The 23,687-nt window shown below is 57.7% G+C and carries 24 protein-coding genes; 17 read left to right on the top strand and 7 right to left on the bottom strand.

Features of this window, described 5'->3' with window-relative positions; genetic code table 11:
- Positions 1–549: 549 nt before the first annotated feature.
- Positions 550–822: a Ni(II)/Co(II)-binding transcriptional repressor RcnR gene (rcnR, locus tag AC1M2H_RS16615; RefSeq protein ID WP_045854885.1), complete on the bottom strand. Its 273-nt coding sequence runs from the start codon at positions 820–822 to the stop codon at positions 550–552.
- Between the two features lie 123 nt (positions 823–945).
- Between rcnR and AC1M2H_RS16620 the strand changes: the two genes are divergently transcribed.
- Positions 946–2,064 carry a nickel/cobalt efflux protein RcnA gene (locus AC1M2H_RS16620; RefSeq protein ID WP_480151968.1) on the top strand — a complete coding sequence of 373 codons (1,119 nt, stop codon included), beginning with the start codon at positions 946–948 and terminating at the stop codon, positions 2,062–2,064.
- A gap of 247 nt (positions 2,065–2,311) precedes the next feature.
- Entirely contained in the window at positions 2,312–2,938 is a 627-nt protein-coding gene (locus AC1M2H_RS16625) for a hypothetical protein (RefSeq protein WP_480148191.1), read from the top strand.
- 304 nt (positions 2,939–3,242) lie between these two features.
- Here the strand turns inward: AC1M2H_RS16625 and icd are convergent, their stop codons facing one another.
- Positions 3,243–4,493: an NADP-dependent isocitrate dehydrogenase gene (gene icd, locus AC1M2H_RS16630; RefSeq protein WP_045854884.1), complete on the bottom strand. Its 1,251-nt coding sequence runs from the start codon at positions 4,491–4,493 to the stop codon at positions 3,243–3,245.
- 233 nt (positions 4,494–4,726) lie between these two features.
- Here icd and rluE point away from each other — a divergent pair, with 233 nt between their 5' ends.
- The 6 genes from rluE (at position 4,727) to purB (ending at position 9,507) form a co-directional block, all read left to right on the top strand.
- The gene (rluE, locus tag AC1M2H_RS16635; RefSeq protein ID WP_480148192.1) at positions 4,727–5,392 is read left to right on the top strand and encodes a 23S rRNA pseudouridine(2457) synthase RluE; all 666 of its coding nucleotides are present in this window, start codon (positions 4,727–4,729) and stop codon (positions 5,390–5,392) included.
- Complete coding sequence (locus AC1M2H_RS16640; RefSeq protein ID WP_480148194.1) at positions 5,389–5,718, top strand: lysozyme inhibitor LprI family protein; 330 nt, start codon at positions 5,389–5,391, stop codon at positions 5,716–5,718. Before rluE ends, AC1M2H_RS16640 begins: the two co-directional genes overlap by 4 nt.
- A gap of 11 nt (positions 5,719–5,729) precedes the next feature.
- Positions 5,730–6,176, top strand: a complete 447-nt coding sequence (locus AC1M2H_RS16645) for an NUDIX domain-containing protein (RefSeq protein WP_480148195.1) — start codon at positions 5,730–5,732, stop codon at positions 6,174–6,176.
- Positions 6,177–6,326: 150 nt separating this feature from the next.
- Positions 6,327–7,433 carry a tRNA 2-thiouridine(34) synthase MnmA gene (mnmA, locus tag AC1M2H_RS16650; RefSeq protein ID WP_480148196.1) on the top strand — a complete coding sequence of 369 codons (1,107 nt, stop codon included), beginning with the start codon at positions 6,327–6,329 and terminating at the stop codon, positions 7,431–7,433.
- A 58-nt stretch (positions 7,434–7,491) separates the two neighbouring features.
- Positions 7,492–8,133, top strand: a complete 642-nt coding sequence (hflD, locus tag AC1M2H_RS16655; protein WP_426815080.1) for a high frequency lysogenization protein HflD — start codon at positions 7,492–7,494, stop codon at positions 8,131–8,133.
- Between the two features lie 3 nt (positions 8,134–8,136).
- Entirely contained in the window at positions 8,137–9,507 is a 1,371-nt protein-coding gene (purB, locus tag AC1M2H_RS16660; RefSeq protein WP_480148197.1) for an adenylosuccinate lyase, read from the top strand.
- 6 nt (positions 9,508–9,513) lie between these two features.
- Here purB and AC1M2H_RS16665 read toward each other — a convergent pair whose 3' ends face one another.
- Positions 9,514–10,431: a LysR family transcriptional regulator gene (locus tag AC1M2H_RS16665; RefSeq protein WP_480148198.1), complete on the bottom strand. Its 918-nt coding sequence runs from the start codon at positions 10,429–10,431 to the stop codon at positions 9,514–9,516.
- A 100-nt stretch (positions 10,432–10,531) separates the two neighbouring features.
- Between AC1M2H_RS16665 and AC1M2H_RS16670 the strand changes: the two genes are divergently transcribed.
- From AC1M2H_RS16670 to AC1M2H_RS16690, 5 genes are all read left to right on the top strand, one after another.
- A complete protein-coding gene (locus AC1M2H_RS16670) occupies positions 10,532–10,843 on the top strand; it encodes a nuclear transport factor 2 family protein (protein ID WP_480148199.1) in 312 nt (103 codons plus the stop codon).
- Positions 10,843–11,622: an SDR family oxidoreductase gene (locus AC1M2H_RS16675; protein ID WP_480148200.1), complete on the top strand. Its 780-nt coding sequence runs from the start codon at positions 10,843–10,845 to the stop codon at positions 11,620–11,622. The genes AC1M2H_RS16670 and AC1M2H_RS16675 overlap by 1 nt, the downstream gene beginning before the upstream one ends.
- 265 nt (positions 11,623–11,887) lie before the next feature.
- Positions 11,888–12,562: a two-component system response regulator PhoP gene (phoP, locus tag AC1M2H_RS16680; protein WP_480148201.1), complete on the top strand. Its 675-nt coding sequence runs from the start codon at positions 11,888–11,890 to the stop codon at positions 12,560–12,562.
- Entirely contained in the window at positions 12,559–14,025 is a 1,467-nt protein-coding gene (gene phoQ / locus AC1M2H_RS16685; protein WP_480148203.1) for a two-component system sensor histidine kinase PhoQ, read from the top strand. Before phoP ends, phoQ begins: the two co-directional genes overlap by 4 nt.
- Before the next feature lie 142 nt (positions 14,026–14,167).
- Positions 14,168–15,289 (top strand): ribosomal protein uL16 3-hydroxylase, encoded by a 1,122-nt coding sequence (locus tag AC1M2H_RS16690; protein ID WP_480148204.1) that lies wholly within the window; start codon positions 14,168–14,170, stop codon positions 15,287–15,289.
- Between the two features lie 65 nt (positions 15,290–15,354).
- Here the strand turns inward: AC1M2H_RS16690 and pepT are convergent, their stop codons facing one another.
- The gene (gene pepT / locus AC1M2H_RS16695; protein ID WP_480148205.1) at positions 15,355–16,587 is read right to left on the bottom strand and encodes a peptidase T; all 1,233 of its coding nucleotides are present in this window, start codon (positions 16,585–16,587) and stop codon (positions 15,355–15,357) included.
- A gap of 256 nt (positions 16,588–16,843) precedes the next feature.
- On the opposite strand from pepT, the gene potA reads away from it, so the two are divergent.
- From potA to potD, 4 genes are read left to right on the top strand one after another with little or no spacing between them, the layout of a single operon-like run.
- Positions 16,844–17,980, top strand: a complete 1,137-nt coding sequence (gene potA / locus AC1M2H_RS16700) for a spermidine/putrescine ABC transporter ATP-binding protein PotA (protein WP_480148206.1) — start codon at positions 16,844–16,846, stop codon at positions 17,978–17,980.
- A complete protein-coding gene (gene potB / locus AC1M2H_RS16705; RefSeq protein WP_480148207.1) occupies positions 17,964–18,821 on the top strand; it encodes a spermidine/putrescine ABC transporter permease PotB in 858 nt (285 codons plus the stop codon). The genes potA and potB overlap by 17 nt, the downstream gene beginning before the upstream one ends.
- The gene (gene potC, locus AC1M2H_RS16710) at positions 18,818–19,603 is read left to right on the top strand and encodes a spermidine/putrescine ABC transporter permease PotC (protein WP_480148209.1); all 786 of its coding nucleotides are present in this window, start codon (positions 18,818–18,820) and stop codon (positions 19,601–19,603) included. Before potB ends, potC begins: the two co-directional genes overlap by 4 nt.
- A complete protein-coding gene (potD, locus tag AC1M2H_RS16715) occupies positions 19,600–20,646 on the top strand; it encodes a spermidine/putrescine ABC transporter substrate-binding protein PotD (RefSeq protein WP_480148211.1) in 1,047 nt (348 codons plus the stop codon). The genes potC and potD overlap by 4 nt, the downstream gene beginning before the upstream one ends.
- Here potD and AC1M2H_RS16720 read toward each other — a convergent pair.
- From AC1M2H_RS16720 to cobB, 3 genes are all read right to left on the bottom strand, one after another.
- Positions 20,643–22,274, bottom strand: coding sequence for a long-chain fatty acid--CoA ligase (locus AC1M2H_RS16720; protein WP_480148212.1), 1,632 nt, complete (start codon positions 22,272–22,274; stop codon positions 20,643–20,645). The genes potD and AC1M2H_RS16720 overlap by 4 nt on opposite strands.
- Before the next feature lie 105 nt (positions 22,275–22,379).
- The gene (locus AC1M2H_RS16725) at positions 22,380–22,673 is read right to left on the bottom strand and encodes a hypothetical protein (RefSeq protein WP_480148213.1); all 294 of its coding nucleotides are present in this window, start codon (positions 22,671–22,673) and stop codon (positions 22,380–22,382) included.
- A 180-nt stretch (positions 22,674–22,853) separates the two neighbouring features.
- Positions 22,854–23,678 (bottom strand): Sir2 family NAD+-dependent deacetylase, encoded by an 825-nt coding sequence (gene cobB, locus AC1M2H_RS16730; RefSeq protein ID WP_480148214.1) that lies wholly within the window; start codon positions 23,676–23,678, stop codon positions 22,854–22,856.
- Between the last annotated feature and the right edge of the window lie 9 nt (positions 23,679–23,687).

The raw sequence follows: 23,687 nt of genomic DNA on the forward strand, positions 1-23,687 counted from the left end.
CCGTGCTCAGCGGCGTTGCGCCAAAAACAGCTACCGTGAATGCACGAAAATTGAGGAGAAACTGTGCAGGAGGTCATACAAAGCTTTACATTGAGCACCATTATTTCGCCAATACTTGCCCCTCATCAACGCCCGACGCGGCCGTCCGATTGCGCCGTAATACCCAGCGGATGAATGAGTTAAATCTAATGCTGTGACCCTGCCCTGAGCAATGTGCTCCAGTCACAATCAGATGCTGGCGCCGAGGGCCGCCCGTTCGAATAACCGTTCACGATTCTGGATATAACGATCAATATTAATTTTGAATTAAGTACAAACTGAAGGGGAATTCCGGGTCAGGTTACAGAGAGGATCGTGCGAAATTATCAGTGCCTGGTTTCAAGCGCCAGAATTGCCACCCGATTGCTGATTTCAACGTATGTCATGTAGTGGCTTCGATGGCGCCGGAGGGTGATTTAAGGTTTAAAAATCACCCATCCGCTGCCGCTTCAGTTTATCGCCCAGGCTGCCTGATTAATCCACAATGCAGGTGAGTGCCAGGTAACTGATTTATTTAATATAAGAGTCTAAAACTTTCAGCACTACGTCTAAATCACCCTCACGTTTTGCTTCACTATCTTCATGAACAATGTGTTCGCTCAGATGACCTTTAATAACCTCACGCATCAAGCCATTGACTGCTCCACGAATGGCGGCAATTTGCTGCAGTACGGCAGCGCATTCATGAGGTTCATCGAGCATCTTTTTCAGCGCAACGACCTGCCCCTGGATTTTACTGGCCCGGGCCTTAAGTTTCTGTTTATCACGAATAGTGTGGGACATGCTGCCCTCTTAAAAGCAGTAAATTATTAGAGATTATATCATTGCCATTCTACTGGGGGGTAGTATTTGGTACTGGGGGGGAGTAGAATTCCTGTCACGTATTCTACGATGTCGATCATCCTCATGTTTGAATTCACAACGCTTTTGCAGCAGGGCAATGCCTGGATCTTCATCCCCAGCGCGATCCTTCTCGGCGCCATGCACGGACTGGAGCCCGGTCACTCAAAAACGATGATGGCGGCTTTTATCATCGCTATCCGCGGAACGGTGAAGCAGGCCGTTATGCTGGGTCTTGCCGCCACGCTTTCGCATACGGTAATAGTCTGGATGATTGCGGTAGGCGGCATGTATATAAGCCGAAAATTTACCGCTGAATCGGCTGAACCCTGGTTTCAGCTAATTTCTGCCGTCATCATTCTGGGCACTGCGGCCTGGATGTTCTGGCGTACCTGGCGCGGAGAGCGCCTGTGGCAACGGGAGCAGGAAGAAGAGCATGCGCACGGCCATCATCATCATGCCGAAACGCGGATTATTGATACCGGCCACGGTAGAGTTGAACTCTCTATTTTTGCAGAAGGACGGCTAGCGCACTGGCGTTTGCGTACCCTGAGCGGGCGCAGCTGGCAGGCACGGGATGTGTCACTGGTGACACACCGGGGGCAAGGCACTCTCTCGCAGGTTTTCGATTTTGTCGAAATAGACGGCTTCATGGAGTCCACAAAGACTATCCCTGAACCGCACAGCTTTGATGTTCGTCTGACGCTGGGCCATCGCGGCCATGTTCATGACTACGACCTGACATTCCATGAGCACCATCACGATCGTTCGGCGCTGGCAGGAGTAGATGCATCATCAAAGGAGTACCAGGATGCGCATGAAAAAGCGCACGCCAACGACATTGCAAAACGTTTTGCCAACCGAAATGTGACCACGGGTCAGATAATCCTCTTTGGCCTGACGGGCGGACTCATCCCGTGCCCGGCGGCCATTACCGTGCTTCTGCTTTGCATCCAGGTGAAAGAATTTTCGCTCGGTGCGGCGCTGGTTTTATGCTTCAGCGTCGGTCTGGCGATCACCCTGGTCACGGTCGGTGCTGCTGCGGCATACAGCGTGCGGCAGGCGACAAAGCGCTGGGGTGGCCTTGATATGCTGGCGCGACGTGCTCCCTATTTTTCCTGCGTGTTGATTGCTCTGGTGGGGATTTATATGGGTTATCACGGCTGGACCGGCGTCATGCAGTAACTCGCTGAAGACGCTCTCCAGACCCGCTTTGCAATTCGAGCTGAGCATGTGCTTGCTGAGGTCGAATATTCCGTCTAATTTCCATTGAGCGCTAAAGCTTCACCTTCAGTCATGAAGTTGCCGTCTGAACAGCTACCATCAACATCCAGCTCAAATTAGGGACAAGCAAAAATGCGGATGAGTTTTACAATGGTGTATTTTCAACTGTATGATGTTAATCGGAAAAAATTAACCGTAAGGAAACAACATGCCAGATTTTTCTTTGATATTTTTTGGCGCGATAATATTAAGTCTGCTGATTTACGTGATCATAAGCTTAATAAAATCCCCGAATAAAAAAGACTCCATTTTAAATATTTTAATCTGGTTGGCTCTTGCTTTCTCTATTTCCTATGTCTCTTACTCAGAGAATACCATCCAGGCTTTTGTGTATTTATTATCAATCTCATTTATTGCCTTATTTTCTATAGTGCTTTTAAATATAGCGATTGACTCTGTGTTAGTTAGCGCATGCATATCAAGAGCTTTAAAAAAATTACACGCTCAGGAGAAAATTGATCTTGCTGATATATTCAAGCTAAAACGATCCATCCTCTATTCAAATAAAACATGGTACATCGTTTATTCAACAGCCAATGAATTTACTCTCATCGGCATAAATAAATTCAAAGAAAAGCCGCATGCGGATAAGAAATTTAACTTAAAAGCTTTAAGCGGTGAAAATTATTGCGCTGACTCAATAAACCCTTTCCGGGAGGAAGATATAGGGAAAGTCGCTATCATTTGTCCTCTGAAAGAATTTTATTATTCCGGCGAGGAAAACAGAAAAATAGTTTATGCCTATTTATTAAAACTAAAAAATGAAAAGTTTTAGTTATTTTTCTTCTGTAGTCGCCATTGATAATTTCTCGATTAGAAATGTAGGCAATCAGACGCCGGCGTGAACCAGAAAGCCCTGGTCCGCCGGGATTCGACCTTCAACATCCTGAATTATTGCGCCTGAATAACTTCTGTCTCAGCCAGCGGTTTCGCTGTCGAAACCTTATCGCCGGGCAGGTGCTGAAGGTTATGCCGGGGTTTTGACAGCCTGTCTTGATAAATCTTAGATATCCATGCGAAAGCTAATCATAAAAAACGGGAGCTCAATGGCTCCCGTTTTGTCTAACCCAGAGACTGGATTACATGTTCGCGATGATCGCGTCGCCAAACTCGCTACATTTCAGCAGTTTAGCGCCTTCCATCAGACGCTCAAAGTCATAGGTCACGGTCTTAGCGGCGATAGCGCCTTCGGTGCCTTTAACGATCAGGTCTGCGGCTTCGAACCACTGCAGGTGGCGCAGCATCATCTCAGCGGACAGGATAATGGAACCCGGGTTCACTTTGTCCTGACCTGCGTATTTCGGCGCAGTACCGTGGGTCGCTTCAAACAGCGCGCACTCGTCGCCGATGTTCGCGCCCGGTGCAATACCGATACCGCCAACCTGCGCCGCCAGGGCGTCAGAGATGTAGTCGCCGTTCAGGTTCATACAGGCAATAACGTCATACTCGGCCGGACGCAGCAGGATCTGCTGCAGGAAGGCGTCAGCGATCACGTCTTTGATGATGATCTCTTTCCCGGTGTTCGGGTTTTTAACCTTCTGCCACGGGCCGCCGTCAATCAGTTCACCGCCGAATTCTTCGCGAATCAGCTCGTAGCCCCAGTCTTTAAAGGCGCCTTCGGTGAACTTCATGATGTTGCCTTTGTGCACCAGGGTCAGCGAATCACGGTCATTGGTGATGACATATTCGATAGCCGCGCGCACCAGGCGTTTGGTACCTTCTTCGGAGCACGGCTTGATGCCGATGCCGCAATGTTCCGGGAAGCGAATTTTCTTCACGCCCATCTCATCGCGCAGGAATTTGATGACTTTTTCGGCTTCAGCGGAGTCCGCTTTCCATTCGATGCCCGCATAGATATCTTCTGAGTTTTCACGGAAGATAACCATATCGGTCAGTTCAGGATGTTTAACCGGGCTCGGCGTACCCTGGTAGTAGCGTACCGGGCGCAGGCAGACGTACAGGTCCAGCTCCTGGCGCAGGGCAACGTTCAGAGAACGAATACCGCCGCCAACTGGCGTCGTCAGAGGGCCTTTGATAGCAACACGATAGTCACGAATCAGATCAAGAGTTTCGGCAGGCAGCCAGACGTCCTGGCCATAAACCTGGGTCGATTTTTCGCCGGTGTAAACTTCCATCCAGGAAATTTTACGCTCGCCTTTATAGGCTTTCTCAACGGCGGCATCCACCACTTTCAGCATCGCCGGGGTCACGTCAACACCGATACCATCACCCTCGATAAACGGGATAATCGGGTTATTAGGGACGTTCAGCTTGCCATCTTTCAGGGTGATTTTTTGACCTTCCGCCGGAACTACTACTTTGCTTTCCATTAACCTCTCCTTCGAGCGCTTCTGGTTCTGCTCTTCCTTTTCACACTAACCGAGCGTTGGCTTTATCCGCCCACTCCGCTACCGGGTGATCCCGCTAAGCGGAGATTCGCGTCCGTGCCGCCTTCTAGTAGCGCGAATCAGTTTGAGCAATATTTTTGTTAAAAAATTGTGATGAGCATGTCAATACTACCTGAATGTTTGCGTCCATGAAAGGCATTCGTAATTAGGCTATAATGCGGCAATTGACGGGGCCTGAAAATACCATGCAGAAAACTTCATTTAGAAAACATCGCGTTGAGCGATTCAGCTCACAACAAGTCACCAGACAACGCAAAGAACGCCAACCAACCCGCGTGATCTTGTTTAATAAACCCTACGATGTGTTGCCGCAGTTTACCGACGAAGCCGGGCGCAGCACGCTAAAAGATTTTATTCCGCACGCAGATGTCTACGCAGCGGGTCGCCTTGATCGCGATAGCGAAGGGCTGCTGGTGTTAACTAACGACGGCGCACTGCAGGCGCGGCTCACCCAGCCGGGCAAACGCACCGGCAAAATTTACTACGTCCAGGTTGAAGGCGAACCGACGCCAGAGGCGCTGGCCGCGCTGCGTGACGGTGTCACTCTTAACGACGGCCCCACCCTGCCCGCCGGAGTTGAAACGGTGGCGGAACCCGACTGGCTATGGGCGCGCAATCCCCCGATCCGCGAACGCAAGGCGATCCCCACCCGCTGGCTGAAAATCACCCTCTACGAGGGCCGCAACCGTCAGGTACGGCGCATGACCGCGCACGTGGGCTACCCCACGCTGCGCCTGATTCGCTACGCCATGGGCGACTATACTCTCGACGGCCTGAACAACGGCCAGTGGCGGGAGATCCCCCAGGAGAACAAACCATGAAGCGACCGATCCTTGCCCTCATCCTGCTTAGCCCCTTCGCCGCCGGCGCGGCGAGCTTTGATTGCCAGCAGGCCAGGGCGGCGGATGAAAAGGCCATTTGCGCCCATCTCTCGCTAAACGATAAAGATGTCGAAATGGCCACTAAATACCAGTTTCTGAAAGGACTGTTCGCCATGGGCGGACGCGGCGCCATTCAGGACGCGCAGCAGAGCTGGCTCAAAAAACGCCAGCAGTGCGGCGGAAACCTCTCCTGCCTGACGCAAGCCTACGACCAGCGTTTGAAACAGCTGGATGAGATGTACGCCAGCATCAATAAGCCGCTTTAATAAGGATGCCTATGTTCAAGCCGCACGTCACCGTCGCCTGCGTGGTACACGCAAAAGGCAAATTTCTGGTCGTTGAGGAGACGATCAACGGCAAAGCGCTGTGGAACCAGCCGGCCGGTCATCTTGAAGCAGATGAAACCCTGGTGCAGGCCGCAGAGCGCGAACTGTGGGAAGAGACCGGGATCCGCGCCACTGTGCAGCACTTTATCCGCCTGCATCAGTGGATTGCCCCGGACCGTACGCCGTTTCTGCGCTTTCTGTTCGCCATTGAGCTTGACGATACGTGCGCTACCGAGCCGCACGATAGCGACATCGACCGCTGCCTGTGGCTAAGCGCCGAGGAAATTCTCAATGCGCCCAACCTGCGCTCGCAGCTGGTAGCGGAAAGTATCCACAGCTATCAGCGCGATCAGCGCCACCCGCTGTCGCTGATCGGGGCCTTTAACTGGCCGTTTTAACAGGCAAAACGGGGGCCAGCGCTCCCGGATCTCACAGCTAGCCCTCCGGCGATAAGTCCGGCCCGTGCAGCGGCGCGCAAGAGGGGGTGCCTGAGGCGCGACTGCGTGCTAGAATATGCCGCCTTGAAGTTCAATGTGGTGAGTATTCCAATGTCAGAAAATCCAAAAAAAGTGATCGTCGGCATGTCCGGCGGCGTCGACTCCTCGGTTTCCGCCTGGCTGCTGATCCAGCAAGGCTACAAGGTCGAAGGCCTGTTCATGAAGAACTGGGAAGAAGACGATGGTGAGGAATACTGCACGGCCGCTGCCGATCTCGCCGACGCTCAGGCCGTCTGCGATAAGCTCAGCATTGAGCTTCACACCGTAAACTTTGCCGCCGAATACTGGGACAACGTGTTTGAGCTGTTCCTGGCTGAATATAAAGCCGGACGCACGCCGAACCCGGATATTCTGTGCAATAAAGAGATCAAATTTAAAGCCTTCCTCGAGTTCGCGGCGGAAGATCTTGGCGCCGACTATATCGCCACCGGCCACTACGTGCGCCGCGCCGACGTGAACGGCAAAAGCCAGCTGCTGCGCGGGCTCGACGGCAACAAAGATCAGAGCTACTTCCTCTATACCCTCGGCCACGAGCAGATTGCCCAGAGCCTGTTCCCGGTTGGCGAGCTGGAAAAGCCGCAGGTGCGCAAAATCGCCGAAGAGCTGGACCTCGTCACCGCGAAGAAAAAAGACTCTACCGGCATCTGCTTTATCGGCGAACGCAAGTTCCGCGAATTCCTTGGCCGCTACCTGCCCGCCCAGCCGGGTAAAATCCTCACCGTCGACGGCGAGGAGATCGGCGAGCATCAGGGGCTGATGTACCATACCCTCGGCCAGCGTAAGGGCCTTGGCATCGGCGGCACCAAAGAGGGTAGCGAAGATCCGTGGTACGTCGTCGATAAAGACGTCGAAAAAAATATTCTGGTGGTGGCCCAGGGTCACGACCATCCGCGCCTGATGTCGGTGGGGCTGATTGCCCAGCAGTTGCACTGGGTCGATCGCCAGCCGCTGAAAGGCACCCTGCGCTGTACGGTGAAAACCCGCTATCGCCAGACCGATATCCCCTGCACCGTGAAGGCGCTGGACGACGAGCGCATCGAAGTCATCTTTGACGAGCCGGTTGCGGCGGTGACGCCGGGCCAGTCGGCGGTGTTCTACAGCGGCGAAGTGTGCCTCGGCGGCGGCATTATCGAACAGCGCCTGCCGCTGCAGGCCTGACAGAGCGTTTTTACCGCCGACGGCTGAATTGGCCAGCGGCGGCTTACAAGGAGTAGGTGTGGCGAAGAATTACTATGACATCACGCTGGCGCTGGCTGGCGTTTGCCAGGCAGCCCGTCTGGTTCAGCAGCTGGCGCACCAAGGGCATTGCGATAGCGATGCCCTGCACGTCTCGCTGAACAGCATCATCGACCGCAACCCGGATTCAACGCTGGCGGTGTTCGGTAGCAGTGAAGCCAATCTTCGCCTAGGGCTTGAAACCCTGCTCGGCGTTCTGAATACCGGCAACCGCCAGGGGCTGAACGCCGAGCTGACCCGCTACACGCTCAGCATGATGGTGCTTGAACGTAAGCTTGCGGCAGGCAAAGGCGCCATGGATACCCTCGGCAACCGCATCGCCGGCCTGCATCGCCAGCTGGAACATTTCGATCTGCAGTCCGAAACCCTGCTTAGCGCCATGGCGGGCATCTATGTTGACGTTATCAGCCCGCTGGGGCCGCGCATTCAGGTCACCGGCTCTCCCGCCGTGCTGCAGAGCCCACAGGTGCAGGCGAAGGTTCGCGCCTCGCTGCTGGCCGGCATTCGCGCCGCCGTGCTGTGGCACCAGGTAGGCGGCGGACGTCTGCAGCTCATGTTTTCTCGTAATCGTCTGGTTAACCAGGCAAAACAAATTCTTGCTCATTTAACCCCGGAGTTATGATCTATGGAATTATCCTCACTGACCGCCGTTTCCCCTGTCGATGGACGCTACGGCGATAAAGTCAGCGCGCTGCGCGGTATCTTCAGCGAATTCGGTCTGCTGAAGTTCCGTGTTCAGGTAGAAGTACGCTGGCTGCAGAAATTAGCCGCGCACGCAGCGATCAAGGAAGTTCCTGCTTTTGCTGCTGACGCAATCGGTTTCCTTGATAAAATCGTTGCCGATTTCAGCGTCGAAGATGCCCAGCGTATTAAAACCATCGAGCGCACCACCAACCACGACGTGAAGGCGGTTGAGTATTTCCTCAAGGAAAAAGTGGCCGACGTTGCCGAGCTGCACGCGGTTTCCGAATTCATTCACTTCGCCTGCACCTCCGAGGACATCAACAACCTGTCCCACGCGCTGATGCTGAAAACCGCCCGCGACGAAGTGATCCTGCCCTACTGGCGCCAGATGATTGACGCGATCAAAAACCTCGCCACCCAGTACCGCGACGTGCCGCTGCTCTCCCGCACACACGGCCAGCCGGCAACGCCGTCCACTATGGGGAAAGAGATGGCTAACGTCGCGTACCGCATGGAGCGTCAGTATCGCCAGCTGAACCAGGTCGAGATCCTCGGCAAAATTAACGGCGCGGTCGGCAACTACAATGCCCACATCGTCGCCTATCCGGAAGTTGACTGGCACCAGTTCAGCGAAGAGTTTGTCACCTCGCTGGGTATTCAGTGGAACCCGTACACCACGCAAATTGAGCCGCACGACTATATCGCCGAGCTGTTCGACTGCATGGCGCGCTTCAACACCATCCTGATCGATTTCGATCGCGACGTGTGGGGCTACATTGCGCTCAACCACTTCAAACAGAAAACCGTCGCCGGCGAAATCGGCTCTTCCACCATGCCGCATAAAGTGAACCCTATCGACTTCGAAAACTCCGAAGGCAACCTGGGCCTGGCTAACGCCATGATGCAGCACCTGGCAAGCAAGCTGCCGGTCTCCCGCTGGCAGCGCGATCTGACCGACTCCACCGTCCTGCGCAACCTCGGCGTCGGTATCGGCTACTCCCTGATCGCCTACCAGTCGACCCTGAAAGGCGTCGGCAAGCTGGAGCTCAACGGCGATCGCCTGCTCGACGAGCTGGATCACAACTGGGAAGTGCTGGCCGAGCCGATTCAGACCGTGATGCGCCGCTACGGAATCGAAAAGCCGTACGAGAAGCTGAAAGAGCTGACCCGCGGCAAGCGCGTGGACGCCGAAGGCATGCAGCAGTTCATCGACGGCCTGCCGCTGCCGGAAGACGAAAAAGTGCGCCTCAAGGCCATGACGCCGGCCAACTACATCGGCCGCGCGGCCACCATGGTTGATGAGCTGAAGTAAGCTCCGCTACCCTCTTCCCGCAGGGGAAGAGGGTTTTGCCACCTCGCGCGACAGCGCCAGAAAAGCGGCCAGCCCGGCGGAGGGATTACGCCTTCCTGGATAGTAAAGACACAGCCCCGGAAACGGCGGCGTCCAGTCCGATAGCAGCCGCACCAGCCGCCCGGCGGCAATATCCTCGGCAACGTTCTGCTCAAGAAAAAAACCGATCCCGACGTTTTCAAGCACCGCCGCGCGGGCCAGCGAAGCCTCGTCCAGGGTCAGCGGGCCCTCGATCTGCGGATGCACGACCTCCCCCTGCTTTTCCAGATGCCAGCGATAGAGAGAGCCGTCGGGTAGCCGCACGCGAATGCAGGGATGATTTTGCAGATCCGCCGGCTCGCGCGGCGCCTCATGGTTCGCCAGATAGCCCGGCGAGGCGACCACCGCATAGCGCTGCGGCTGGCCGAGGGAGAGCGCGATCATATCATTGGGAACCAGATGCGCGACGCGAACGCCGATATCAAACCCCTCGGCGACGATATCAATCAGCCGCCCCTCGGTCACCAGATCGACGTGCATCTCCGGATAGCGCCGCAGAAACTCCAGCACCAGCGGCGTCAGAATCGCGCGCCCGGCAAACGGCGGCGCGTTTATCCGCAGCACGCCCGACGGGGTCTCCCGCCGCGAGCGAACCTCTGTCAGCGCGTCGTGAACGCCCTGCAGCGACGGCCCCATCCGCGCGATAAACAGCTGCCCGGCGTCGGTCAACGCCACGCTGCGCGAGGTGCGATTAAATAGCCGCACGCCGAGGCTGGCCTCAAATTTGGCCACGGCGTGGCTCAGCGCGGTGGTCGACACCCCGAGCTCAACGGCCGCCGCGCGAAACGTTCCGCGGCGGGCTATCGCCATAACGGCATCTAAATCAGTAAGCGCAATACGCGACATTGTCCCGATTCCTTCATTGTGGCATCCCGGTTGGGCCCAATTGTTTAAATTATAAAGAGTTCTTACAGTAAGCGGGTCATTTAATTACGGGAGTTTACCGATGGATATGCCAGCAGCCATACAGATTTTTTTCACCGCCCGGGATGCGGATGCGATTGCCGAAGCGTTCACCACCGACGCCGTCGTTCGCGATGAGGGTCATACCTACAGCGGGCGACAGGCCATTCGGGCATGGAGGATCGCGGCAAGAGCGCAGTATCAGTTTATTGCCGAGCCTTTCGAAGCCCTGACCCGGGACGATATAGTGACGGTGCGCGCTAAAGTGAGCGGTAATTTCCCCGGCAGCCCGGTGGTGCTCGATTATCGCTTTCAGCTGGCGGATGCGCACATCGCCCGGCTGGAGATTAAATAATGGCTGATTTTCTGACCTTCAGCGGAAAACGAGTTCTGATCACCTCCGGTACTAAAGGCGCGGGCGCCGCCACCGTCGCGCTGTTCAGCCAGCTCGGCGCGCGGGTGATAACCTGCGCTCGCCATCCGCCCACCCGGTCCTCTGAGGCGCTCTTTGTCAGCGCCGATCTAAGCGAGGAGGCGGGCTGCGCCCTGCTGGCAAAGCGCGTACAAGAGCAACTGGGGGGCATCGATATTATCGTGCATATGCTCGGCGGTTCTTCCGCCCCGGCGGGCGGGTTTACCGCCCTGGACGACGCGCAGTGGCAGCGGGAGCTGGCGCTTAATCTCTTTCCGGCGGTGCGCCTGGATCGACTGCTGCTGCCGGCAATGGTCGAAAGAAGATCCGGGGTAATTATCCACGTCTCATCCATTCAGCGGACGCTACCGCTGCCGGAAGCGACCACCGCCTATGCCGCCGCCAAAGCCGCGCTGTCGGTGTACAGCAAAAGCCTATCCAAAGAGGTTTCCCCGGCGGGCGTGCGCGTGCTTAGCGTCTCCCCCGGCTGGATTGAAACCGAGGCCGCCGTCGGCTTAGCCAACCGGCTGGCGGCGCAGGCGGGGACGGACTACGCCGGCGGACAAAAGATCATTATGGACGCCCTCGGCGGCATTCCGCTCGGCCGGCCGTGCCGGCCAGATGAAATAGCCAATCTGATCGCTTTTCTGGCCTCCGACCGCGCCAGCGCCATCACCGGCGCCGAGTACGTGATTGACGGCGGCACCATCCCGACCGTCTAAACGCCCGCGGCGCTGGTTCACTACCCGTAACCGCGTCGGCCCACTTTCCCACGCGGCCGGTTTCCCCACCAGCCAGGGCGGCGCGCTTTTCAATATTCCGCCAGTTTATCAATGACCTGCTGCTGAAATAGCGCACCTGCCCGGTCGGTGCCGCGCAAAAACACGCGAAAATCAATTGAAATTCGTTATTTAACAGCCGTTTATATTCAAGGTGTATAATTAGAGCTAAACTATCCAAATCAAATAATGAATATGGAGAAGCGGCATGCGCGTACTCGTGGTTGAAGATAACGCTTTACTGCGCCATCACCTGAAGGTTCAGCTCCAGGAGTTAGGCCACCAGGTCGATGCGGCGGAGGATGCAAAAGAGGCCGATTACTATCTCGGTGAACACATGCCGGATATCGCCATTGTCGATCTCGGCCTGCCGGATGAAGACGGCCTGTCGCTGATCCGCCGCTGGCGCAGCCACGAGGTGTCGGTACCGGTGCTGGTGCTCACCGCCCGCGAAGGCTGGCAGGATAAGGTCGAGGTGCTGAGCGCCGGGGCGGACGACTACGTCACCAAGCCCTTCCATATCGAAGAGGTCGCCGCCCGCATGCAGGCCCTGCTGCGCCGCAACAGCGGCCTCGCCTCGCAGGTTATATCCCTGCCGCCTTTCCAGGTCGACCTGTCGCGCCGCGAGCTGTCGGTCAACGATCGGCCGATTAAGCTAACGGCCTTTGAATACACCATTATGGAAACGCTGATCCGCAACCGCGGCAAGGTGGTCAGCAAAGATTCGCTGATGCTGCAGCTCTATCCCGACGCCGAGCTGCGCGAAAGCCACACCATCGACGTGCTGATGGGCCGTCTGCGCAAAAAAATCCAGGCTCAGCACCCGCACGACGTGATTACCACGGTGCGCGGCCAGGGCTATCTGTTCGAACTGCGCGGATGAAAGGTCCGCTACGGCATATTTTGCCGCTTTCCCTGCGCGTCCGCTTTCTGCTGGCGACGGCGGCCGTGGTGCTGGTGCTCTCGCTGGCCTACGGCATGGTCGCGCTGGTCGGCTATAGCGTCAGCTTCGACAAAACCACCTTCCGCCTGCTGCGCGGCGAAAGCAATTTGTTCTATATGCTGGCGAAGTGGGAAAACAACCGCATCGATGTTGATATCCCCGAAAACCTCAATATGCAGAGCCCGACGGTCACGCTAATCTACGACGCCAGCGGCAAGCTGCTGTGGACCCAGCACGACGTCCCGTGGCTGGCAAAACGCATCCAGCCGGAGTGGCTGAAGAGCAACGGCTTTCACGAAATCGAATCCGACGTCGACAGCACCAGCAAGCTGCTGCGCAATAATCATGAGGTACAGGAGGAGCTGGACGCCCTGCGCCAGCAGGACGACGGCTCCGAGATGACCCACTCGGTGGCCATCAACATCTACCCGGCAACCGACAAAATTCCGCAGCTGAGCATCGTGGTGGTCGACACCATCCCAGTGGAGCTCAAACGCTCCTATATGGTGTGGAGCTGGTTTATCTACGTGCTGGTCGCCAACCTGCTGCTGGTCATTCCGCTGCTGTGGGTCGCCGCGTGGTGGAGCCTGCGGCCGATCGAATCGCTGGCCAAAGAGGTCCGCGAGCTGGAAGAGCACCATCGCGAAATGCTCGATCCCAATACCACCCGCGAGCTGACGCGGCTGGTCAGCAACCTGAACCGCCTGCTGAAAAGCGAGCGCGAGCGCTACGACAAATACCGCACGACGCTGACCGATCTGACCCACAGCCTGAAAACGCCGCTGGCGGTAATGCAGAGCACCCTGCGCTCGCTGCGTAGCGAAAAGATCGACGTCAACGCCGCGGAGCCGGTGATGCTGGAACAGATCAGCCGCATCTCGCAGCAGATTGGCTACTACCTGCACCGCGCCAGCATGCGCAGCGGCGGAACTCTACTCAGCCGCGAGCTGCATCCCATCGCCCCGCTGCTCGACAGCCTCACCTCAGCGCTGAATAAGGTCTATCAGCGCAAAGGGGTCAACATCACCCTCGATATCTCGCCCGAAATTAGCTTTGTCGGCGAACAGAACGACTTTATGGAGGTGATGGGCAACGTGCTGGATAATGCCTGTAAATACTGTCTGGAGTTTGTTGAAGTCTCCGTCCGTCAGACCAACGATAGCTACCTGCATATTCTGGTGGAGGACGACGGACCGGGGATCCCGCACGGCCAACGAAGCGCGGTGTTCGATCGCGGACAGCGCGCCGATACGCTGCGTCCCGGCCAGGGCGTCGGCCTCGCCGTCGCCCGCGATATCGTCGAGCAGTACGATGGCAATATTCTTACTGGCGACAGCCTGCTCGGCGGCACCTGTATGGAGGTGATTTTCGGCCGCCAGCTGCCCGACGAGGCGGAAGACTAACCGCCCCCTCTCCCCCAGCGACGCCTGCCTCCGGCGGGCGTCGCGGATCTCTGTGACCAGACAAACAAACGCTGCCAACAAAGAGGCAGTTTGAGGGATGGCGTGTATAATCCCAAACAGACACCTGCTGTGGAATATAAAAATGGATTATCAATTAACGCTTAACTGGCCTGACTTTATCGAACGCTACTGGCAAAAACGCCCGGTGGTATTAAAACGGGGCTTTGCCAATTTCGTCGATCCCATTAGCCCGGATGAGCTGGCCGGACTGGCGATGGAAAACGAAGTCGATAGCCGCCTGGTCAGCCACCAGGACGGAAAATGGCAGGTCAGCCACGGCCCGTTCGAAAGCTACGATCACCTGAGCGAGAACAACTGGTCGCTGCTGGTGCAGGCGGTCAACAACTGGCACGAGCCGACGGCGGCGCTGATGCACCCGTTCCGCGCCCTGCCGGACTGGCGTATCGACGATCTGATGATCTCCTTCTCGGTGCCCGGCGGCGGCGTCGGCCCGCATCTCGATCAGTACGACGTATTTATTATTCAGGGAACCGGCCGCCGCCGCTGGCGCGTGGGCGAGAAGGTGCCGATGAAACAGCACTGCCCGCATCCGGATCTGCTGCAGGTTGACCCGTTCGAGGCGATTATCGATGAAGAGATGGAACCGGGCGATATTCTCTATATTCCGCCGGGATTCCCGCACGAAGGCTATTCGCTGGAAAACTCGCTGAACTACTCCGTGGGCTACCGCGCGCCGAACGCCCGCGAGCTGTTCAGCGGTTTTGCCGACTATATCCTGCAGCGCGAGCTCGGCAGCCAGCGCTACGCCGATCCCGACGTGCCGTCGCGCGACCATCCGGCGGATATTTTACCGGCCGAGCTGGACCGCCTGCGCGAGATGATGCTGGGCCTGATTAATCAGCCTGAGCACTTCAAACAGTGGTTTGGCGAGTTTATTACCCAGTCCCGTCACGAGCTGGACGTGGCCCCCGCGGAGCCGCCGTATCAGCCGGATGAGGTTTACGATGCGCTGCAGCAGGGCGACAGGCTGGTCAGGCTCGGCGGGCTGCGCGTGGTGCGCATTGACGGCGAGGTGTTCGTTAACGGCGAGAAGATTAACTCCCCGCATCGCCCGGCGCTGGACGCGCTGGCAATGCATCTGGCGCTCAGCGCGGAGCACTTCGGCGATGCGCTGGAGGATCCGTCGTTCCTCGCAATGCTGGCGGCGCTGGTTAACAGCGGCTACTGGTTCTTCGAAGACTAGACCAGCGTTCCCGGCCTGCGGGCCGGGCTACGGGGTCGTCGCCGGTAGCCCGATTCAGCGCGGCGCTACTGCGCGCCCCGCTTTGCCGTCAGCTCGGCTATCCGCACGATAACCTGTACCGCCTTCTCCATTCCTTCCAGCGTCACGAACTCGTGTTTGCCGTGGTAGTTATAGCCGCCGGTAAACAGGTTCGGGCAGGGTAAGCCCATAAAAGAGAGCTGCGCCCCGTCGGTGCCGCCGCGAATCGGCTTCATTTGCGGTTCGATATGGCAATCGACCATCGCCTGACGGGCGATCTCCACGACGTGCGGATGCGCCATCACTTTTTCATGCATATTGTAGTAGCTGTCTTCAATCACCAGCTCGATATAGCAGTCCGGGTGCAGCCCTTTGCCGACCTTTTTGGCGATCTCCATCATCCTGCGCTTGCGGGCCTCAAACTGCTTGCGGTCAAAGTCGCGGATAATGTAGTGCATCTCGGCGCGATCGACGGTGCCTTTGATGTTCGACAGATGGTAAAAGCCTTCATAGCCTTCGGTGGTTTCCGGCGCCTCGTCGGCCGGGACCTCGGCATGAATTCTTGCCGCCAGCGACAGGGCGTTAACCATCACCCCTTTGGCGGTGCCGGGGTGAACGTTATTGCCGACGATTTTAATGGTCACCGAGGCGGCGTTGAAGTTTTCAAACTCCAGCTCGCCGACGCCGCCGCCGTCCACGGTATAGGCCCAGCGCGCGTCGAAGGCGGCAACGTCGAAGTGCTTCGCCCCTTTCCCCACCTCTTCGTCGGGGGTAAAGGCCACGCGGATATCGCCGTGGGGAACGTTTTTCGCCTTCAGCGTCGCCAGGGCGGTCATAATCTCGGCGATGCCGGCCTTATCGTCGGCGCCGAGCAGCGTTTTGCCATCGGTGGTGATCAGCGTTTGCCCCAGCAGCTGATGCAGCACCGGGAACATCACCGGCGAGAGCACCTCGTCGCCGATGCCAAGGGCAATATCGCCGCCGCGATAGTTTTCGACAATTTGCGGACTGACGTGCTTGCCGCTGAAATCAGGCGCCGTATCGACGTGGGAGATAAAGCCAACGGGGGGAATATCGCCCGCCGCGTTGGCGGCCAGGGTCCCCATCACCGTCCCTTTATCACTTAGCGTCACGTTAACCAGCCCCATTTCTTCCAGCTGCGCCTGCAGCAGGCGCAACAACTTCCACTGCCCTTCCGTGCTCGGAACCTGGCGCACGCCGGGCTTCGACTGCGTGTCTAAAGAAACGTACTGTAAAAAACGCTCAAGCAATTTATCCATGTGGCCACCCTCATCATTTGTGACAACATTATTCATAAGCCCGAAAAGACAAATATTGCGTCAGGTCATTTTTAGCCCGGCAAAGAGGAATTTAATACATTAACGCGCGTAATGTTGTAAAGGTAAGCTCTCTGCGGGCGACAAGGATTGGCGATCGGTAGCGTTTGCCGTAGAATGCTTGCCCTTATTAATTATGTGCAGCCCCAAAGGTGGTTAACCACAAACCCCGCATCGGTAAGCCCTCCGCTGCGTCTACATGGGACAGAGTCAAAAATTGAATATACAACCGCGTTCACGTTCGCCGCTGGTTCAGCTGGCGGGAATTGGCAAAAGCTTTGATGGTAAAACGGTTATCGCCGATCTGAATCTGACCATCAATAACGGTGAGTTTCTCACTCTGCTTGGCCCTTCTGGCTGCGGTAAAACCACCGTTCTTCGTCTTATTGCCGGGCTGGAAAATGTCGATAGCGGACACATTCATCTCGAAGACCACGATATCACCCACGTTCCGGCGGAAAACCGCCACGTCAATACCGTCTTTCAAAGCTACGCCCTGTTCCCGCATATGACGGTGTTTGAAAACGTCGCCTTCGGCCTGCGGATGCAGAAAACGCCGGCGGCGCAGATAGCGCCGCGCGTCCTCGACGCCCTGCGCATGGTGCAGCTGGAGGAGTTTGCCCAGCGCAGGCCGCACCAGCTCTCCGGCGGCCAGCAGCAGCGCGTGGCCATCGCCAGAGCGGTGGTCAACAAGCCGCGCCTGCTGCTGCTCGACGAATCCCTCTCCGCGCTGGACTATAAGCTGCGCAAGCAGATGCAGAACGAGCTCAAAGCGCTGCAGCGCAAGCTCGGCATCACCTTCGTTTTCGTCACCCACGATCAGGAAGAGGCGCTGACGATGTCCGATCGCATCGTGGTGATGCGCGACGGCAAAATCGAGCAGGACGGCACCCCGCGCGAAATTTACGAAGAGCCGAAGAACCTGTTCGTGGCCAGCTTTATCGGCGAGATCAATATCTTTAACGCCACGGTGATCGAGCGCCTCGACGAACAGCGCGTCCGCGCCCGCGTTGAGGGACGCGAATGCAATATTTACGTTAACTTCACCGTTGAGCAGGGGCAGTCGCTGAACGTCATGCTGCGCCCGGAGGACCTGCGCGTCGATGAGGTTCACGACGCCAGCGAAGCCGACGGCCTGATCGGTTACATCCGCGAGCGCAATTACAAAGGCATGACCCTCGAATCGGTGGTCGAGCTGGAAAACGGCAAAATGGTGCTGGTCAGCGAATTCTTTAACGAGGACGATCCCGATTTTGACCACCCGCTTGACCAGAAAATGGCCATCAACTGGGTAGAGAGCTGGGAGGTTGTACTGGCTGATGAAGAACACCAGTAAATTCCAAAACGTGGTGATTGCCACCATCGTCGGCTGGCTGGTGCTGTTCGTGTTCCTGCCCAACCTGATGATTATCGCCACCAGCTTTTTGACCCGCGACGACGCGAACTTCGTCAAATTGGTCTTTACGCTGGATAACTATGCGCGCCTGCTGGACCCGCTCTATTACGCGGTGCTGCTGCACTCGCTGAATATGGCGCTGCTGGCGACGCTCGCCTGCCTGGCGCTCGGCTACCCCTTTGCCTGGTTTCTCGCCCGGCTGCCGGAGAAGGTCCGCCCGCTGCTGCTGTTTTTGCTGATCGTCCCGTTCTGGACCAACTCGCTGATCCGCATCTACGGGCTGAAAATCTTTCTCAGCACCCGAGGCTACCTCAACGAGTTTCTGCTGTGGCTGGGGGTTATTGAGACGCCTCTGCGCATCATGTACACCCCGTCGGCGGTGATTATCGGCCTGGTCTACATTCTGCTGCCGTTTATGGTGATGCCGCTCTACTCGAGCATTGAGAAGCTGGACCGCCCGCTGCTGGAGGCGGCAAAAGATCTCGGCGCCAGCCGGCTGCAAACCTTTATCCGCATTATCATCCCGCTGACCATGCCGGGGATTATCGCCGGCTGCCTGCTGGTGATGCTGCCGGCGATGGGGCTGTTCTACGTCTCCGACCTGATGGGCGGCGCGAAGAACCTGCTGATCGGCAACGTCATTAAGAGCCAGTTCCTCAATATTCGCGACTGGCCGTTTGGCGCCGCCACCAGCATTACGTTAACCCTCGTGATGGGCCTGATGCTGCTGATTTACTGGCGCGCGGCAAGGCTGCTTAACAACAAGGCGGAGCTGGAATGATCGGTCGACTGCTGCGCGGCGGCTTTATGACCGCCATTTACGCCTATCTCTACATTCCCATTATTATTCTGATCGTTAACTCGTTTAACAGTTCGCGTTTCGGCATCAGCTGGCAGGGATTTACCACCAGCTGGTATGGCCTGCTGATGAACAACGACAGTCTGCTGCAGGCCGCGCAGCACTCGCTCACCATGGCGGTGCTGTCGGCGACCTTTGCCACCCTGATCGGTTCGCTGACCGCCGTCGCGCTCTACCGCTACCGCTTTCGCGGCAAGCCGTTCGTCAGCGGAATGCTGTTTGTGGTGATGATGTCGCCGGATATCGTGATGGCGATCTCTCTGCTGGTGCTGTTTATGCTGATTGGCATCCAGCTCGGCTTCTGGTCGCTGCTGTTCTCGCATATCACCTTCTGCCTGCCCTTCGTGGTGGTCACGGTCTATTCGCGCCTCAAGGGATTCGACGTGCGAATGCTGGAGGCGGCGAAGGATCTTGGCGCCAGCGAGCTGACCATTTTGCGCAAGATTATTCTGCCGCTGGCGCTGCCGGCGGTTGCCGCCGGGTGGCTGTTGAGCTTTACGCTGTCGATGGATGATGTGGTGGTCTCGTCGTTCGTGACCGGTCCCGGTTACGAAATCCTGCCGCTGAAGATCTACTCGATGGTCAAAGTGGGGGTATCGCCGGAGGTGAACGCCCTGGCAACGATTCTGTTAGTTCTGTCGCTGGTGATGGTTATCGCCAGCCAGTTGATTGCACGTGATAAAACTCAGGGGACGTTAAAATGAAAAAATGGTCACGCCACCTGCTCGCGGCGGGTGCTCTGGCAGTCGGGATGAGCGCCGCGCACGCGGACGATAGCAAAACGCTCTATTTCTATAACTGGACCGAGTACGTACCGCCGGGCCTGCTGGAGCAGTTCACCAAAGAGACCGGGATCAAGGTTATCTATTCGACCTATGAATCGAATGAAACCATGTACGCCAAGCTCAAAACCTACAAGGACGGCGCCTACGACCTGGTGGTGCCGTCGACCTATTTCGTCGATAAAATGCGCAAAGAGGGTATGCTGCAGAAGATCGATAAGAGCAAGCTGACTAACTTCAGCAACCTCGATCCGCAGATGCTGAACAAGCCGTTCGACCCGGACAACGACTACTCCATTCCCTACATCTGGGGCGCCACGGCCATCGGCGTCAACGGCGACGCCATCGACCCGAAAACCGTGACCAGCTGGGCCGACCTGTGGAAGCCGGAATATAAAGGCAGCCTGCTGCTGACCGACGATGCCAGGGAAGTGTTCCAGATTGCGCTGCGCAAGCTGGGCTACTCCGGCAACACCACCGACCCTAAAGAGATTGCCGCCGCGTACGACGAGCTGAAAAAGCTGATGCCAAACGTCGCGGCATTCAACTCGGATAACCCGGCGAACCCCTATATGGAAGGGGAAGTGAATCTCGGCATGGTATGGAACGGCTCGGCGTTCGTCGCTCGCCAGGCCGGGACGCCGCTGGAGGTGGTGTGGCCGAAAGAGGGCGGGATCTTCTGGATGGATAGCCTGTCGATTCCGTCCAACGCCAAAAACGTCGACGGCGCGCTGAAGCTGATTAACTTCCTCCTGCGCCCGGATGTCGCCAAACAGGTCGCCGAAACCATCGGCTATCCGACGCCGAACCTCGCCGCGCGCCGGATGCTGAGCCCGAGCGTTGCCAACGATAAATCGCTCTACCCGGACGCGGGAACGATCCAGAAAGGCGAATGGCAGAACGATGTCGGCAGCGCCAGTACCCTGTACGAAGAGTATTATCAGAAGCTCAAGGCCGGCCGTTAATCCCGCCGATCGTCCATCAGTATCTGGCCGAATTCAGCCCGCAGCTGATTCTTCAGGACCTTGCCGGTGGCGCTCACCGGCAGAGCATCGATGAACACGATGCGGTCCGGAACCTGCCATTTCGGCACCCGCTGCTGGTACCACGCCAGCAGCGCCTGCTCTTCGATTTCAGCCCCTTCCGCCCTGACGCACAGCAGCACCGGGCGCTCGTCCCAGCGCGGATGCTGCGCGGCAATCGCCGCCGCGCTGCGAATCGCCGGGTGGGCAAGCGCTATATTTTCCAGCTCCACCGTTGAGATCCACTCCCCGCCGGACTTGATAATATCTTTGGCCCGATCCTGAATCGTCAGATAGCCGTTCTCATCGACGGTGCCGATATCGCCGGTATCAAACCAGCCGTCGTCGGTGAGCGCCGTTTCGCTGCGGCCAAAGTAGTTGGCCACCACCCAGTGGCCGCGCACCTGCAGATAGCCCCGGCTTTCGCCATCGCTGGGCAGCGGCTCTCCGTCGACGTCCACCACCCGCAGGTCGATGCCAAAAATGGCCCTTCCCTGCCCCTCGGCCACCCGCTGCCGCTGCTCATCCGTCAGCGCCTGATGCTTGCCCAGTGGCATATTGATGGTGCCGATGGGCGACGTTTCGGTCATCCCCCAGGCGTGGATCAGCTCGATACCGTAGTCGCGGCGAAACGCCTCCGCCATCGAGGGAGGCAGGGCTGAGCCGCCGACGAACGAGCGTTTAAAACAGGGCAGGCGGATATCCGATTTGCGCAGCGCCGCCAGCAGCCCGGCCCAAATCACCGGCACGCCAAAGGCCACGCTGACCCGTTCGACGCTCAGCAGCCGCAGCAGGCTCTCGCCGTCGAGATGCGGCCCCGGCAGCACCAGCCGCGCCCCAACCATCGCAGCGATAAAGGGCGTACCCCAGGCGTTGACGTGAAACATCGGCACCACCGGCAGCAGGGAGTCGCGCGCCGAGATGCCGGCGGCGTCGGGCTGATTGCCGCTCAGCGCGTGCAGCACCAGCGAACGATGGGTGTTGAGCACCCCTTTGGGTTGCCCGGTGGTGCCCGAGGTGTAACACAGCGACGCGGGGGTGGTTTCGCTCAGCGCCGGCCAGTCGTAGCCGGGATCGCCTGAGGCCAGCAGCTCATCATAAAACAGCAGCGCATCGAGCTCGCTGAGCGCCTCTTCGCTGCGGGGTTCCATCAGGACAAAGTAGCGCACGCTGGGCAGATGGGGCCGCAGCTGGCGCAGCAGCGGTAGAAAGGTGGCGTCAAAAAACAGCACCTGATCGGCGGCGTCATTGATAATAAACGTCAGGTGCTCGATCGACAGCCGCGGATTGAGGGTATGGGTGACCCAACCTCCCGAACCGATAGCAAAGTAGATCTCCAGATGACGGCGATTATTCCACGCCAGGGTGGCGCAGCGGGCGCCGGCGGGGATACCCAGCCGTTCGACGGCGGACGCCAGACGGCGCGCGTTAGCCGCCACCGCCCCCCAGCTGCTGTACTCCGTCTCCCCGCCCGTGCTCACGGAGACGATTTCGCTATCGGCATGATAGCGCCCCGCGTGATTGATTAACGTTCCGGTGGTTAAATCCTGATACATCATCGATGGGTGCATGGCAGGTTCTCCGCGGCGTCGGCGCGCTTTTCGGGCAAAAAAAAGCGCCAATACGGGCGCCTTATGGGATATGCAAATTTCCGGATTCGGTTTCGCGGCCAGAGATCAGGCGCGAACGGGGTGCGCCCGCGATTTAATCAGCGCATCTTCGACGTCAAAATCGCTCAGCGGATAGTTTGTCGCCACCATATAGAAGCGGCCGTCCTGCGCCGGATACTCATGAACGTTGTAATTCACCATCCGCGGTTGAGCGCCCGGGGCCTCTTCGGTCGAAGAGTGTGCATGTTGCGTCAGCGGATATTTCGAACGAACGGCAAGACGCTGGGTTTTAACCCCGCTGTAGATTTCGCCGTGATGTTCATCGCCGAGGATCAGGTAGTCAAAATACTCCGGGTGCACGCTAACACTCCCTTTCCGTTACAAGAATGTAGGAAGATGTCATAAAAAAGCATGCAATACCGTTTTCCCTGTCACATCACCGCATCAATTCCACAACCTCAGACGATAATGCCGGGATCGCGTATGGAAATACGCCGCAGAGCGCTGGCGCCCTGCGGCTTCGAAACGCTCGCCGATCGATCAGAGATCTTTTAATAGCTGGTCGATAAACTCCGGCACCACCAGGCTTGCCAGGCCATAGTGCTTCTCGGCAAACTCGCTGCCCACCTGGCTCGGCTCAAGGTTGAGCTCAACGGTATGCGCCCCCTGCAGGCGGGCCTCATGAACGAAGCCCGCCGCCGGATAGACGTGCCCGGAAGTGCCGATAGCAATGAAAATATCGGCATCGGCCAGCGCGCTATAAATATCGTCCATTCCCAGCGGCATCTCGCCAAACCACACCACGTGCGGGCGCAGCGGCGCCGGGAACTGACAGCAGTGGCACTTGTCGTCCACGGTGACGTCCCCGGTCCACTCCAGCACCTGCCCGCTCCACGCGCAGCGCACCTTCAGCAGCTCGCCGTGCATATGGATCACCCGGCGGTTGCCGGCGCGCTCGTGCAGGTTGTCGATGTTTTGCGTCACCAGCACAAAACGATCGCCCAGCGCCTCTTCCAGCCGCGCCAGCGCCAGATGCGCCGCGTTAGGGGCGATATCCGGCCCCTGCAGCTGGCGGCGGCGGGCGTTGTAAAACGCCTGCACCAGCGCCGGATCGCGGGCAAAGCCCTCCGGCGTCGCCACGTCTTCCACCCGATGTTCTTCCCACAGGCCGTCGGCCGCGCGGAAGGTTTTAATTCCCGACTCAGCCGAAATCCCTGCGCCGGTCAGCACCACTATCCTGGGTTTGTCCATCGTTTCCGGAGCCACCTTATCCTCTTTAAAGAAAACTCGCTGACGCAGTCGCTCGCGCAGGCGTCGTTTATTGCGGCGAAAACGGCTCAATCGATGTAAGCGGCGCGACAACATAGCTACCTC

It is taken from the genome of Klebsiella sp. F11 (genome assembly GCF_056712265.1).

What these genes read in the sequence shown, in the direction of transcription:
- potB (WP_480148207.1), top strand. Translation starts at nt 17,964, where the DNA reads ATGAAGAACACCAGTAAATTCCAAAACGTGGTGATTGCCACCATCGTC.
- potD (WP_480148211.1), top strand. Translation starts at nt 19,600, where the DNA reads ATGAAAAAATGGTCACGCCACCTGCTCGCGGCGGGTGCTCTGGCAGTC.
- potA (WP_480148206.1), top strand. Translation starts at nt 16,844, where the DNA reads ATGGGACAGAGTCAAAAATTGAATATACAACCGCGTTCACGTTCGCCG.
- purB (WP_480148197.1), top strand. Translation starts at nt 8,137, where the DNA reads ATGGAATTATCCTCACTGACCGCCGTTTCCCCTGTCGATGGACGCTAC.
- pepT (WP_480148205.1), bottom strand. Translation starts at nt 16,587, where the DNA reads ATGGATAAATTGCTTGAGCGTTTTTTACAGTACGTTTCTTTAGACACG.
- phoP (WP_480148201.1), top strand. Translation starts at nt 11,888, where the DNA reads ATGCGCGTACTCGTGGTTGAAGATAACGCTTTACTGCGCCATCACCTG.
- icd (WP_045854884.1), bottom strand. Translation starts at nt 4,493, where the DNA reads ATGGAAAGCAAAGTAGTAGTTCCGGCGGAAGGTCAAAAAATCACCCTG.
- rcnR (WP_045854885.1), bottom strand. Translation starts at nt 822, where the DNA reads ATGTCCCACACTATTCGTGATAAACAGAAACTTAAGGCCCGGGCCAGT.
- phoQ (WP_480148203.1), top strand. Translation starts at nt 12,559, where the DNA reads ATGAAAGGTCCGCTACGGCATATTTTGCCGCTTTCCCTGCGCGTCCGC.
- cobB (WP_480148214.1), bottom strand. Translation starts at nt 23,678, where the DNA reads ATGTTGTCGCGCCGCTTACATCGATTGAGCCGTTTTCGCCGCAATAAA.
- AC1M2H_RS16640 (WP_480148194.1), top strand. Translation starts at nt 5,389, where the DNA reads ATGAAGCGACCGATCCTTGCCCTCATCCTGCTTAGCCCCTTCGCCGCC.
- AC1M2H_RS16675 (WP_480148200.1), top strand. Translation starts at nt 10,843, where the DNA reads ATGGCTGATTTTCTGACCTTCAGCGGAAAACGAGTTCTGATCACCTCC.
- rluE (WP_480148192.1), top strand. Translation starts at nt 4,727, where the DNA reads ATGCGGCAATTGACGGGGCCTGAAAATACCATGCAGAAAACTTCATTT.
- AC1M2H_RS16690 (WP_480148204.1), top strand. Translation starts at nt 14,168, where the DNA reads ATGGATTATCAATTAACGCTTAACTGGCCTGACTTTATCGAACGCTAC.
- potC (WP_480148209.1), top strand. Translation starts at nt 18,818, where the DNA reads ATGATCGGTCGACTGCTGCGCGGCGGCTTTATGACCGCCATTTACGCC.
- AC1M2H_RS16670 (WP_480148199.1), top strand. Translation starts at nt 10,532, where the DNA reads ATGGATATGCCAGCAGCCATACAGATTTTTTTCACCGCCCGGGATGCG.
- AC1M2H_RS16620 (WP_480151968.1), top strand. Translation starts at nt 946, where the DNA reads ATGTTTGAATTCACAACGCTTTTGCAGCAGGGCAATGCCTGGATCTTC.
- AC1M2H_RS16645 (WP_480148195.1), top strand. Translation starts at nt 5,730, where the DNA reads ATGTTCAAGCCGCACGTCACCGTCGCCTGCGTGGTACACGCAAAAGGC.
- AC1M2H_RS16665 (WP_480148198.1), bottom strand. Translation starts at nt 10,431, where the DNA reads ATGTCGCGTATTGCGCTTACTGATTTAGATGCCGTTATGGCGATAGCC.
- mnmA (WP_480148196.1), top strand. Translation starts at nt 6,327, where the DNA reads ATGTCAGAAAATCCAAAAAAAGTGATCGTCGGCATGTCCGGCGGCGTC.
- AC1M2H_RS16720 (WP_480148212.1), bottom strand. Translation starts at nt 22,274, where the DNA reads ATGCACCCATCGATGATGTATCAGGATTTAACCACCGGAACGTTAATC.
- AC1M2H_RS16625 (WP_480148191.1), top strand. Translation starts at nt 2,312, where the DNA reads ATGCCAGATTTTTCTTTGATATTTTTTGGCGCGATAATATTAAGTCTG.